13 protein-coding genes are annotated in these 11,696 nt (G+C 47.8%); 10 read left to right on the forward strand and 3 right to left on the reverse strand.

What is annotated here, in order from left to right; all coding sequences use genetic code 11:
- Positions 1 to 28 precede the first annotated feature (28 nt).
- Positions 29 to 1,579, reverse strand: a complete 1,551-nt coding sequence (locus ACEPSU_RS00985) for a glycoside hydrolase family 30 beta sandwich domain-containing protein (protein ID WP_395322206.1) — start codon at positions 1,577 to 1,579, stop codon at positions 29 to 31.
- Between the two features lie 211 nt (positions 1,580 to 1,790).
- Between ACEPSU_RS00985 and ACEPSU_RS00990 the strand changes: the two genes are divergently transcribed.
- Positions 1,791 to 2,672 carry a helix-turn-helix domain-containing protein gene (locus tag ACEPSU_RS00990; protein WP_395361578.1) on the forward strand — a complete coding sequence of 294 codons (882 nt, stop codon included), beginning with the start codon at positions 1,791 to 1,793 and terminating at the stop codon, positions 2,670 to 2,672.
- A 77-nt stretch (positions 2,673 to 2,749) separates the two neighbouring features.
- Here ACEPSU_RS00990 and ACEPSU_RS00995 read toward each other — a convergent pair whose 3' ends face one another.
- A complete protein-coding gene (locus tag ACEPSU_RS00995; RefSeq protein WP_260339459.1) occupies positions 2,750 to 3,727 on the reverse strand; it encodes an aldo/keto reductase in 978 nt (325 codons plus the stop codon).
- 94 nt (positions 3,728 to 3,821) lie between these two features.
- On the opposite strand from ACEPSU_RS00995, the gene ACEPSU_RS01000 reads away from it, so the two are divergent.
- On the forward strand, positions 3,822 to 4,238 hold the full coding sequence (locus tag ACEPSU_RS01000; RefSeq protein WP_395322209.1) for a MerR family transcriptional regulator: 417 nt from the start codon (positions 3,822 to 3,824) through the stop codon (positions 4,236 to 4,238).
- Between the two features lie 234 nt (positions 4,239 to 4,472).
- Here the strand turns inward: ACEPSU_RS01000 and ACEPSU_RS01005 are convergent, their stop codons facing one another.
- Positions 4,473 to 5,363, reverse strand: coding sequence for a LysR family transcriptional regulator (locus ACEPSU_RS01005; RefSeq protein WP_395322211.1), 891 nt, complete (start codon positions 5,361 to 5,363; stop codon positions 4,473 to 4,475).
- A gap of 119 nt (positions 5,364 to 5,482) precedes the next feature.
- Here ACEPSU_RS01005 and ACEPSU_RS01010 point away from each other — a divergent pair, with 119 nt between their 5' ends.
- The 8 genes from ACEPSU_RS01010 (at position 5,483) to ACEPSU_RS01045 (ending at position 11,695) form a co-directional block, all read left to right on the forward strand.
- Positions 5,483 to 6,361: an aldo/keto reductase gene (locus ACEPSU_RS01010; RefSeq protein ID WP_395322213.1), complete on the forward strand. Its 879-nt coding sequence runs from the start codon at positions 5,483 to 5,485 to the stop codon at positions 6,359 to 6,361.
- 93 nt (positions 6,362 to 6,454) lie between these two features.
- Entirely contained in the window at positions 6,455 to 7,309 is an 855-nt protein-coding gene (locus ACEPSU_RS01015; protein WP_395322215.1) for a GRP family sugar transporter, read from the forward strand.
- A 185-nt stretch (positions 7,310 to 7,494) separates the two neighbouring features.
- The gene (locus ACEPSU_RS01020) at positions 7,495 to 8,280 is read left to right on the forward strand and encodes a glucose-1-dehydrogenase (protein WP_395322217.1); all 786 of its coding nucleotides are present in this window, start codon (positions 7,495 to 7,497) and stop codon (positions 8,278 to 8,280) included.
- An 81-nt stretch (positions 8,281 to 8,361) separates the two neighbouring features.
- Positions 8,362 to 9,048: a flavodoxin family protein gene (locus ACEPSU_RS01025; RefSeq protein WP_395322219.1), complete on the forward strand. Its 687-nt coding sequence runs from the start codon at positions 8,362 to 8,364 to the stop codon at positions 9,046 to 9,048.
- A 79-nt stretch (positions 9,049 to 9,127) separates the two neighbouring features.
- The gene (locus tag ACEPSU_RS01030) at positions 9,128 to 9,781 is read left to right on the forward strand and encodes an NAD(P)H-binding protein (RefSeq protein ID WP_395322221.1); all 654 of its coding nucleotides are present in this window, start codon (positions 9,128 to 9,130) and stop codon (positions 9,779 to 9,781) included.
- A gap of 175 nt (positions 9,782 to 9,956) precedes the next feature.
- Positions 9,957 to 10,715 (forward strand): carboxymuconolactone decarboxylase family protein, encoded by a 759-nt coding sequence (locus ACEPSU_RS01035; protein WP_395322223.1) that lies wholly within the window; start codon positions 9,957 to 9,959, stop codon positions 10,713 to 10,715.
- 2 nt (positions 10,716 to 10,717) lie between these two features.
- A complete protein-coding gene (locus ACEPSU_RS01040) occupies positions 10,718 to 11,275 on the forward strand; it encodes a DapH/DapD/GlmU-related protein (protein WP_395322225.1) in 558 nt (185 codons plus the stop codon).
- Between the two features lie 78 nt (positions 11,276 to 11,353).
- Entirely contained in the window at positions 11,354 to 11,695 is a 342-nt protein-coding gene (locus ACEPSU_RS01045; protein WP_395322227.1) for a cyclophilin-like fold protein, read from the forward strand.
- Position 11,696: the final 1 nt, after the last annotated feature.

An 11,696-nucleotide genomic window follows, 5' to 3' on the forward strand; every position in this document is an offset into this window, starting at 1 on the left:
CGAAAAGATGGTTGTAACTTTAAAATTACTAGACGAGTTGGCTGCCTTCACTCTGACCAGGGGCCACGTCGTCGTGGTTAGCTGGGGTAGGGTTCAGGGCGAACTCATCGTCGGTGGGGATGGTCGTCGTGTTGATGGCGTCATCCGATTTGTGCAGGGTGACCGTTCCGTAAGCCGGAACAGTTGCGATTTGCCAGTTGTTGCCATCGCCATTGACCGTCACAGCTGCCTTGATGGGTGTATCCGTTGGGTTGTAGAGGTGGGCAACAATGTCGCCGTTGGTCCCCAAGAAGGCTACGGAGCCGAGACTGCCGGTGTACCCGTCCTTGGTGTAGTTGGTTGAACCAATGACCTTGGAACCGGTTGGGACGTCTTGACCAAAGTTTCTGAGCATGAAGTACTCGAGGTTCCGTTGGACTTTCCCGGTGGTGTGGTCGATGGTGACGACCCCTTCACGACCGGTAGAGTCGGCAGCGTTTGGTAAGCCCCGTTCGTCCAGTGCCAGGTTCCACAGCGTGATCATGTTCAGGCCGTTGTGAACCAGCCAATTGCCGATGATTCCGAACATGATGTGGGCGCTTTCCTCGGGATCGTCGGTCATCATGCAACGCCGTTCCGTCATGACCACATCCCAGTTAGGGTAGGCCCGGTTGGCGTGGTACATGTTTTCAAATGGCCCGGAGTAGGTGTGAACGGCCAGACCGTCAAAGGCAGAAGCCTCGGCAGGGGTTACTTCTTCTTCGATTGGCTTGGTCAAGGCGTGGAAACTGTCATCCAGCAAGAAGAGTTTGGTATCTGGGAACGACCGGTTCAGTGCTGGTCGGAGATACTTGTAACCGAAGCTAGCCAATTCTGGGACCGTCCAGATCATAGCTGGCCAGTGAGCGGCGTTTGAGGGTTCATTTTGAATCGTCAGACCGTAGATTGGAATACCCAGCTTTTGATATTCTTCGATGTAACGAATGAAGTATTGGGCATAGATGTACTCGAACCGGTTTTCTTCAGTATAGCCGTTGCCGGTAAATTCGCCGAAACGTAAGTGGCCCCCGTGCGTCAGGTGACCGGTGTTCTTCATCCAAGCCGGACCGGACCAAGGTGAGGCAATGATCTTTAGTGCGGGGTTGATCGCCAAGATTTCTTGGAGGACGGGCACGATATTTTTCAGATCTTTAGTGGCGTCCGGTGCGCCGGGTTCACCCTCACCAATGGAGAAGTGCTCCAGCTTGTTGTCGTGTTCGCCATAAGGCATGTCGTCGTAAGTGTAATAGTCTTGACTCTGAAAGTCGCAGGAGCCTAAGGGTACCCGGACACTAGAGAAGCCGCCTTGTGCGGGATCAAAGAGTTCGGTCAACAGGTCGTGACGTTGCTTGGCGTCCATGTCCTGCCACAGCAGGTGAGCAGCGGAGTCGGTAATGGCGGCCCCAGCACCCTTCCAGTCCTGATGCTTGTCAGTAGGATCAATTACGATCTTCTTGGCATCGGCAATGTCGGTTTGATAATCTGGGGTGGCTAATGGTTCGCGCCGTTGGGTCAGATCACCAGATGTTGTGGTCCAAAATTCGTTTTTAAATTTTCTCATAACTAAACTGCCTCCAATAAGACTTGATTGAATTGAAATTAATCGTAACTAGGGAGAAAACCCCAGTCGTTCAGCGCCCTTACCCTCTTATCGTAACCGCTTACAGAGAATTCGTCTATGGCAATTACCACCCTCAATTTGTCCAAATGGCAACTAAAAGGGATTGCCGCCGAGTGAATTAGCTGGTAGGCTGGGACTGTAGCGATTTCAGTTGAGAAAGGACGAGATCATGGCGCAACAACAGCTTTTTCAGACAATCGAATCGAATATTTACCTGTATGGTGGCCATTTCCAGCGGAACTTTCCCAGCTGGCATTATCCGCGGGAACAACATCAGCTGTTTGAACTGATTGCCGTCATGCAGGGAAGTGTCACCATGTTTATGGGGACCAGTCGCCGGGTGATTTCGGCCGGTGAAGCGGTGATCATTACGCCGGAAACCCCGCACGAGAGTTTTAATTTCAGTGGTGACCGCCTACAATTCTTCTGTTTTCACTTTAACGTGGGGGACTTAGACTTGAAGACGCGGATCATCAAGAATCTGGGAAACGTGGTGATTCCCGCGGATTCGGTCGTCAGTCAGGCCGCGCGTAAGCTGATTCAATCAATCGTGGTCTTGGAAGAGGCCAATGTTCAGGCAGCCGAACGGAAATTTCGGCTGGAGATTTTCTTCCTGGATTTCATGATTGCCTTGTCCAAATCACAACCAGTGGTGACGACCGCACAGGAGTATCCGGAGCGTGAAGTTATCTTGGCGCAAAAGTTGGCCAGTGGCCTATTTGCTGAGGACACCACTCGCCGAACCTTCCAGGCCGTGTGCGCCCACCGTAACATTAGTACCACGTATGGTCACCGAATCTTTAAGAAGATCTACGGGGTCACGCCGACGGAATATGCTAAGGAGCGCCAGTTCAGCCGGGCGAAGGGCCTCTTGGAGATAGGCGAGAACTCGATTGAAGCAATCGCCCTTCAGATGAAATTCAGCAGTCAGGCGAGCTTTAGTAAGCAATTCAAGCAGTGGTCGGGGATGACCCCGAGTGCCTTTCGCAAGACGCAGAAACGGGAACGTCACTCGGCAGACTATCTTGTCTAGGATGTTTCACATGAAACATTTGGCTAAATTTGCGCACAAAAAAGGCGGCTGATCACAGTCGCCAATCAAGTGTGGCTTTACCACATGTATTCAATTGGATCTTTGATGTACTTATCGTAAACATCCGTGACGATGGCCATTTGGTCTTTCGTCAGTGGTTTTACTTCAGCGGCACTTGTATTTCGTTCGATTTGGTTAGGGGTGCTGGCACCAGGAATGACGGCTGAAACGGCGTCAAACATCAGGATGTAGCGTAAGGCGGTAGCGGCCAGATTGTCCGTCCCCAAGCGTTCCTTCAGTTCGTTAGCGGCCTTGACCCCGGTGAGGTAATCAACGCCAGAGAAGGTTTCACCCTTACTGAAGAGTTGACCATCGCGGTTGTTTGTCCGGTGATCTTGCGGACCAAAGTGGGTGTCGGCAGTGAACTTACCGGTGAGTAAGCCACTGGCTAGCGGTACCCGGGCCAAGATCCCAACGTTGGCCTTCTTGGCTAAGTCGAAGAATAACTTGGCTGGCCGTAGACGGAACATGTTAAAGATGATTTCAACACTGGAGATATCGTAGTCTAGGGACTTGATCGCTTCTTCAACGCGTTCAACGCTGACTCCATAGTTGGCGATTTTGCCTTCCTTTTTGAGGTCGTCCAAGGTCTTAAACGTTTCTGGCTGGTAGTAGACGCTCATTGGTGGACAGTGTAATAAGACTTGATCGAGAGAGTCGACTTGCATGTTTTGCAGGGACTCCTCGACGTATCGTCTGATGAATTTAGGACTGAAATGTTCCTCGGAAAGGGGCATTTCTTTTCTACCGACCTTGGTTGAGTAGTGCACGTCGGGGTGACGCTTGATGAATTGGCCAATGACCTTTTCACTCAGGCCATCCTGATAGCCATCGGCGGTATCAAAGAAGTTAACGCCGTGGTCATAAGCGGCTTCCAGAGTATCCATGGCGTCCTTTTCGTCAAATGGGTCCCCCCATTTACCGCCGAGTTGCCAGGTACCGAGTGAAACCTCGCTAATGTTAAAGCCAGTTTTTCCTAATGTTCTAAATTCCATAGTGGCTAACCTTCCCTTCTGAATATTTCAAGCATAGCACTTGAAGTGTGCTTCAAGTAAAGTTTTTTAACAAATTGATTAGGACTGATATGAGATGACAGAATTAACGATTTCAGAAGTTGCCAAGCAGTATGATTTAGCACCGTCGACACTCCGTTACTATGAACGACTGGGGTTGATTCCCAATGTTCAACAGAAGGGAAATCATCGCGTCTATAATGAAGCAAACCTTGAAAAATTAAATAGTATCGTCTGCTTTAAGAACTCTGGGATGCGGATGAGCGAGTTGCAGGAGCTTTTGAGCTATCGGGAAACCGGTGCTGATTTAGATAAGATTTTGGCGATATTAAATGACCACGAAGTTGACGTGGCGCGGCAGTTGGCCAAACTTGAGAAGTATCACCGGCACATTACCCAGAAGGTGGCGTTTTATTCGGCGATTAAACAGGCCGAGATCGCAGGGGAGCCGCGACCGGATTGGGCGGATTATAAGCCTGAGGATGAGGCTTAGGAGATTCTGAATTTAACGTCGATTTGAGCTCAGCTTGCTGGACGTTCTCTCGCTAGAGCATCCGGAAACATGTGAGCTCTGAAGCGTATGTCTCGAGGGCGTCTAGTGAATAGGAATAGGATCGTTGACGTGACCCCAGTTTACAGGGGGGCTTCCCCCGTGGATAGCGAAGGTGTTTTTATGACTAGTCCAGTTGATGGTAGTGATTGCCATTGACTGGACTATTTTTGTGGCTCAATTACGTTGGGGAGCAGTGGGCCACTGTTGCTGAATGTCTCTAATCAGTTGGGAGAGTCGTTTCTTCTGTGAGAGTAAATAGCTAGCGTAGATTGGCATCTGCGCACTGTCGTCACTGACTGGAACTGCAACACGGTCAGTATCCGCCTTGATCTGTTCACTAAAGAAGGGATCACTTTGCGAGAGGTTAGTCGCAAAGAATGGGAAACGTGAGTACTTCGTAATTTCGGCGAAAGCCTCACGGTCATCCTGATACATAAATTTTGCGTCTGCAATCTCATTTTTAATAATGTCGTTCCAGGGACCAATAGCCCGCATTACGATAAAGCTCAAGCCCTTCAACTCAGCAAAGGTTACTGTTGCTTGGTTGGCTAGGTACATGAATTGATCTAGGTTGACTTGTAGCCGTTCTTCTCCAACGTATTGGGATTCAATATCGTCAGTGAAGATTTCTTGGTTAGAGAATATTAGCGAAAACTGATTGTCATTGAGCGCTGTTTCGATATCTGTTGTGGGGACAAACTTAGCGGCAACTTGAATTTTTTCTTTCAAAGTAGACTGTAGTTGATTCAATAGAATCTGGGGGCCAGGAACGGTGGCGGCTAATGTGGTGGTATGCCGACTGTGGTCGTAGTTTTGAACTTTGGTGACCATTGCGGCATTTTCTGCTAGCACTCTAGCGGCCTCTTGGGCGGCTAGTTCACCGGTGGGCGTGAGCTTGATGCGATTGGCTTGGCGGTCAAATAGCTGAACACCAAAGTCCTCCTCAAGTTTTTGCATCCCCCGAGTAACTGACGGCTGCGTTACGTTTAGTTGTGCTGCAGTCTGGGTCAAGGTTCCAGTCTTAGCGAAAACGGTGAGTTCTTCTAATAAGTAACTTTCAATCATATCTTCAGCTCCTAAGCATGCACTAAACGTATAGTAGCATGTTTATTTGGCATTTTTCAAACATTCCGTCTCGCCCTATGATTGGGTCATTCATTTAGAGGAGCAGGTGATACGAGGCAATGGTTGAACAGCAGGTAAAACTAAATAATGGAATTGAAATGCCCGAAATTGGTTTCGGCGTTTTCCAAATCGTTGATGCTAAGCAGTGCGAAACGGCTGTTACCCAAGCATTACAGGCAGGCTATCGGGCAATTGATACGGCCACGGCTTATCAAAATGAGACTGCGGTGGGACGAGCAATTAAAAAGAGCGATCGCAAACGTGAAGACTTGTTTATAACGTCTAAGTTGTGGGTCGCAGATGCTTCTTACCAGCGGGCAAAGGCTGGGATCGATGCCTCCCTTGACCGTTTGGGCCTGGATTACCTAGACCTCTACTTGTTACATCAACCATACGGGGACGTTATTGGCGCATGGCGGGCGTTAGAGGAGGCCTATCGCGCCGGAAAAATCCGGGCAATCGGCGTTTCTAACTTTTCTACCGACCAATTAAAGAACTTAGAGTTAACAACAACAGTTAAACCCGTGATTGACCAGATAGAAATCAATCCGTGGTATCAGCAAAGTGAGGCTGTTCAGTTTATCCAATCGGAGGGAATTCAGGTTGAAGCGTGGGCGCCGTTCGCAGAGGGCAAGCACAATGTTTTTAACAACCGGACGCTGGTTAAGATTGGCGAGCGGTATGGTAAGTCAGCTGGTCAGGTGATTCTTCGCTGGTTGTATCAACGACAAATTGTGGTTATTCCGAAGACGGTACATCAAGCGCGTATGGCAGCGAACCTCGATATCTATGATTTCGTTTTGGATAAGCAAGACATGGCACAGATTGCTACACTTGATCAACGGCACAGCCAATTTTTTAGTCATCGTGATCCCGTAGCTATCGATCAAATATTTGGAACTAGTATTCGCAAGAATCGAACTGAGCTTAAGAGATAAAGTAGAGCGCTAGTATCTTGTACTGAATGTTATGGATTGAAAGGCGAGGCAATACACGCCACAGAAATATTTTAAAGAATGAGGGTAAAAATTATGAACGTTATGTGGATGTTACTTCCGGCAATTGCATGGGGAGTTCTGCCTCTAGTTGTGAGTCAATTGGGTGGTCGGCCAATCAATCAAATTTTTGGTACGGCCATGGGAACGTTGATTGCTAGCGTGATTGTTGAAGTTATTTTTCACCCAACGATTAATTTAACAGCCTTTTTAATGGCAGCGATGTCAGGGGCTTTCTGGATTGTTGGGCAGTTGGGTCAGTATACGGGGTATGCCAACATCGGTGTTTCTAAAACGATGCCGATTTCAACGGGCTTACAGTTAGTTGGCACGGCGCTGCTAGGCGTTTTCTTATTTGGTGAATGGCACACGACTGCTGCCAAGGTGATCGGTGGCATCGGCGTCATCCTGTTAGTCATTGGTGTAATCATGACGTCTATTCAGGATCGACAGGAAGCTGCGGGTGATAACCAAACGCGCACAATTATTATGCTGGTGCTAACGACAATTGGCTTCATTATTTTTAATGCAATTCCTAAGGCTTTATCCGCGTCGGGGATTGCCATCTTCTTACCTGAATCAATTGGGATGGTCGTTGCGGTGCTGGTTTATATGGCTGTTCGCGGTCAGAAGAAAATCTTGCGGGAGCGGACCAGTTGGTTGAACGTGATCGGTGGCTTGATCTTCTCGATTGCCTCGCTGACGTATATCGTCTCTGTCAGTCAAAATGGTGTCAATACAGCTTTTGTGGTTTCGCAACTATCAGTTGTTATTTCAACGTTGGGCGGCATGCTGTTTCTGCACGAACGAAAGTCACGTCGCGAACTGGTCTTAACGCTGGGTGGATTAGGTCTAGTTGTTATTGGGGCAATTGTGACCACGCTATTTTAGGTTGATAAATGGCTTACGAAGCAATGTAGCGAGTTGCTGGCGATAAAATACCATACGTCAAACGTATGGAAGCATGCTTATCTAGTAATTTTCAAGAGCTGATTTTGGCCGTAGTATATAGACATTCAAGCAATGGTAAATCAAACAAGCAGCCATTAAGTCGGTTAATTAAGGAGTGATTGATAATGTACGAAGATCTAAACGGTAAGGTAGCAGTTATTACGGGCGGCTCCAAAGGCATTGGTTCAGCAATTTCAAAACGCTTTGGTCAGGAAAAAATGAACGTTGTGATTAACTACAACAGTGATCCAGTTGGGGCTCAACAAACGGCGGATGACGTTCAAGCAGCTGGCGGGCAAGCCGTAATTGTTCAAGCTAATATTGCGACGGAAGCCGGTGCGAATGCTTTATTGAACGCAGCACTCGATAACTTTGGGGACTTGGACGTTTGGGTCAATAATGCCGGAATGGAAATCAAGTCACCGACACACGAGGTCACGCTGGATGACTGGAATAAGGTGACTGCCATTGATCAGACCGGTGTATTCCTGGGGTCACGGACGGCGTTAGCTTACTTTAAGGCACAGAATAAGCCGGGAAACATTATCAATATGTCTTCAGTTCATGAACGCATTCCGTGGCCAACGTTTGCCAGCTATGCAGCTGCGAAGGGTAGCGTGAAGTTGTTTACGCAAACGATTGCCATGGAGTATGCGCAAGATAACATTCGCGTCAATGCAATTGGACCTGGTGCAATCAATACGCCAATCAATGCCAAGAAGTTTGCGGACCCTAAGCAATATGCCCAAACGGCTAACATGGTTCCCATGAATCGGATTGGGACGCCGGAGGAAGTTGCTGCGGGTGCGGCATGGTTAGCTTCCACTGAATCTAGTTACGTAACTGGAATCACCCTATTTATTGATGGTGGGATGACTTTGTATCCAGCTTTTGAAGACGGTCAAGGTTAACTGAGGTGGTTATGATGAAAAGAGGACAATTTAGTCTGGGAATTTTGATGATTGATATTTTAATTGGAGGGATGCTGATCTATGTGCTTAATTAATTCTGCTGAAGGGCGGCCAGGCAGTTCGGTGGCTGGGAAAATTGCGGGACAGCCGGTAATGGCCTATCAATTAGGAAAGTTAGAGAGTGCTTGGCGAAATGGTGCCGGAACTAAGTCCGATGGTCAAGATACAAACAGTCAGAACCAACCAACTCGGCGTTTGACCAAAGGTGCCCAAAGTATCATTATCTATTTCTCACGCTCCGGCAGTACGGAGTTGTTGGCGAGCAAAGTTGCCCAGCAGACGGATGCAGACCTCTTAGAAATCGTGGTTAAGTCCCCATACTCGGCCAATTACCAGCAAACGCTGTCGCGAGCCAACTCAGAGCGAGCGGCAGCGGACTATCCCGAGCTGAATATGCGGGTCCCTGATTTGAGCCAGTACGACACCGTCTATTTAGGCTATCCAATCTGGGCAATGACCCTATCTCATCCGATGATAGCCTTCTTAATGGCGAACGGGAACCAGTTAATGCATAAGAAAATTGCCCCGTTTATGACTGAAGGTGGTTACGGACAGGGAGATAGCGTTGATCGAATCGCGTCTATTTTAAGAAGTAGTGGTGCACAAGAGAATCAATTCATGCCGGCATTGGTTGTTGATGGCAACAAAGTTGATCAGGCTGATAAACGCGTGGCGGCTTGGGTTACCCGAGTTCAATCGCGGGGGTAGTTATGGCTACTTTTGACACAAGTATCATGGGTTATGAGCGTTAAGATGTAAATTTAAAAATAACTAAGGAGTTTTAATAATGACAAAAAAAGTAATGATTTTAGCAGCTAACGGGCAAATTGCCCAAATCGTAGAACACCGAGTTTTAACGGAAGACCAGTTTGCAGACGTTGAGTTGACGTTGTTCTTACGGAACGCGAGTCGATTGGCTAACTTGCAAGACAACCCACGGGTTACCTTGGTCGAAGGTGACATCACCGACCCAGCTGCCGTAAGCGCCGCTATGGTTGGCCAAGATATGGTATTCGTTGCCGTCGTTGACCATGACCAACAGAACCGGCTGACCAAGAATGTCATTGCTGGGATGAAGGCTAACGACGTTTCCCGCGTTCTTTTTGCTAATGTTTTAGGCATTTACAATGAAGTCGGCGGTGAGTTTGGCCGGTGGAATTCGGAAATGATTGGTGCGGGGATGGCGCCAGCCCGTCGTTCTGATAACTTGTTGGCTAATTCTGGCCTGGACTACACGACATTGCGGTTGCCTTGGCTAAATGATCGCGGGGTCAAGTACGTTGTGACGACTAAGGACCAAGCCTATAACGGTGTTTCTGGTTCACGGGAAAGTATCGCCGATGTTGTTTTAACGACTATCGCTGATGCTAGCAAGTACAGTCGTGATAGTATCGGCATTGCAGATCCTGATACTGAAGGTGAGGATCGTCCCGTTTACTAATCTTATGATCTAGTCGATCGAGGTAGAGAAATTTTAACGGTATAGTGTTCAGGAAAACTCGTCGCAGATTTTTGAATCTGATGGCGAGTTTTTTTGAAAAAACCCTTGCCTTGAAGTTACTGCAAGGGGCTAAGGTAGGGTCATTGAACGAGATAATGAAAGGAAGTTCCAAACAATGCCAAATAAAACTGCGCAGAAAAATCATGATGAGATGTTTCCTAATCATGTGTCAACACTGAAGCAAACGGATCCAGAGTTTATTGCTGTTTTTGATAATTTTGCTTTTGATGAAGTTCTACAACATAGCCACCTGGATGTTAAGTTACGGCTAAAGGTGACCTTGGCGTCGTTGATTGCCATGCAGTGTTTGAACGAATACAAGGCCATGGTGACAGCCGCGTTGAACGTGGGTGTGACACCGGTTGAAATTAAAGAGATTGTTTACCAGGCGGTACCTTACGCCGGGTTGGGTAAGGTCTTTGACTTCTTGAACGGCACTAATGATGTTTTTCGTGAAAAAGGGATTCAGGTTCCTGTAGCCCCACAGAGTACGACAACGCCAGAAACGCGGGCTGATAAAGGGCTAGCCACGGTTCGCCAAATTGTGGGCGATGGTGTGGATAAGATGTTAGCAACGGCACCAGCAAATCAAAAACATTTTGCGACGTTCCTAGCTGACAATTGTTTTGGTGATTACTATACGCGGACGGGGATCGACCAGCAGACACGAGAAATGCTGACGTTTGCGATGCTGATTTCTATGGGTGGCGCAGATCCTCAGGTGAAAGGGCATGTTGCGGCTAACCATCACGTGGGCACCAGTAAACAAACATTGTTAGATATTATTACGGTGTTATTACCATTCATTGGCTATCCACGAACGTTAACAGCAGTCAACCTGGTCAATGACGTGTTACCAGACAAGGAGGGCTAATCGTGAGTATTTTTGAAGAACTGCGTGCAGGTAAGTCAGTTGATATTCGGAATGCACAGTACCAAAAGGAAGTTCATGGTGAGATTGATCGGTGTAACGACATTTGCCACGATATTAATGCGACCCGGCCAAGTGACCGTGCGCGAGTGGTTGCGTTGGAAAATGAGTTGTTGCAAGGCCAAATGCACGACGGGACTTTCTTCACGCCACCCATGTATATCGACTGTGGAAATCGCGTGAACTTGGGAAAGAACGTGTACGCTAATCACAATTTGACCATGATGTCTGTGGGAACGATCACGATTGATGACGGGGTCATGATGGGGCCAGGGGTCGGTTTATTTACCGACAACCATGAGCCTAATAATATTCGAATGATCAGTACGAAAGAGATTCACATCAAGAAGAACGCCTGGTTAGGTGCCCGCGTGAACGTGGCTCCAGGGGTGACGATTGGCGAAAATGCCATCATTGGAACCGGGGCAGTGGTCACGAAGGACATTCCGGACAATGCGGTCGCAGTTGGTGTGCCTGCTCGAGTAATTAAATATACGAAGTAAATAGAAATTTTGCTTGCCTTGAAGTTACTGCAAGGGGCTAAGCTAATGATATTCAAAAATAAAGAGGTGCTTTCAGTCATGAAAATTAGTTACGAAGGACAGCGTTTTGACCTAACAGTCAATGAGGATTTCGAGAAAATGTTGGCACCCAGTCTGCCGGTAACACTGACGTTTAAGCAAAATGGTGGGCACGAATACTTTGGCCAATTACCAACAGCGATTGATTTTTCGCAAGAGCTAACATCACAGGTCGTTGCGGGTGGCATCTACTACTTTCAAGACTGGCAAGCCTTCTCAATAAACTTTGGCGACCAGGACATTGCGCCTTATCAAGTCAGCTATTTAGGTAAATTTCCTGAGGAGCTGTTGTCCCTACTACGGGAGAACAAACAGACGTTAGAGTTTGCGTTGCTTAAATAAA

This window comes from Levilactobacillus parabrevis, from assembly GCF_044051715.1.
GTDB lineage: Bacteria > Bacillota > Bacilli > Lactobacillales > Lactobacillaceae > Levilactobacillus > Levilactobacillus parabrevis.

Coding starts and splice junctions, on each gene's coding strand:
- ACEPSU_RS01025 (WP_395322219.1), top strand. CDS start 8,362: ATGTGCTTAATTAATTCTGCTGAAGGGCGGCCAGGCAGTTCGGTGGCT.
- ACEPSU_RS01030 (WP_395322221.1), top strand. CDS start 9,128: ATGACAAAAAAAGTAATGATTTTAGCAGCTAACGGGCAAATTGCCCAA.
- ACEPSU_RS01045 (WP_395322227.1), top strand. CDS start 11,354: ATGAAAATTAGTTACGAAGGACAGCGTTTTGACCTAACAGTCAATGAG.
- ACEPSU_RS01000 (WP_395322209.1), top strand. CDS start 3,822: ATGACAGAATTAACGATTTCAGAAGTTGCCAAGCAGTATGATTTAGCA.
- ACEPSU_RS01020 (WP_395322217.1), top strand. CDS start 7,495: ATGTACGAAGATCTAAACGGTAAGGTAGCAGTTATTACGGGCGGCTCC.
- ACEPSU_RS01035 (WP_395322223.1), top strand. CDS start 9,957: ATGCCAAATAAAACTGCGCAGAAAAATCATGATGAGATGTTTCCTAAT.
- ACEPSU_RS00995 (WP_260339459.1), bottom strand. CDS start 3,727: ATGGAATTTAGAACATTAGGAAAAACTGGCTTTAACATTAGCGAGGTT.
- ACEPSU_RS01010 (WP_395322213.1), top strand. CDS start 5,483: ATGGTTGAACAGCAGGTAAAACTAAATAATGGAATTGAAATGCCCGAA.
- ACEPSU_RS01005 (WP_395322211.1), bottom strand. CDS start 5,363: ATGATTGAAAGTTACTTATTAGAAGAACTCACCGTTTTCGCTAAGACT.
- ACEPSU_RS00985 (WP_395322206.1), bottom strand. CDS start 1,579: ATGAGAAAATTTAAAAACGAATTTTGGACCACAACATCTGGTGATCTG.
- ACEPSU_RS01015 (WP_395322215.1), top strand. CDS start 6,455: ATGAACGTTATGTGGATGTTACTTCCGGCAATTGCATGGGGAGTTCTG.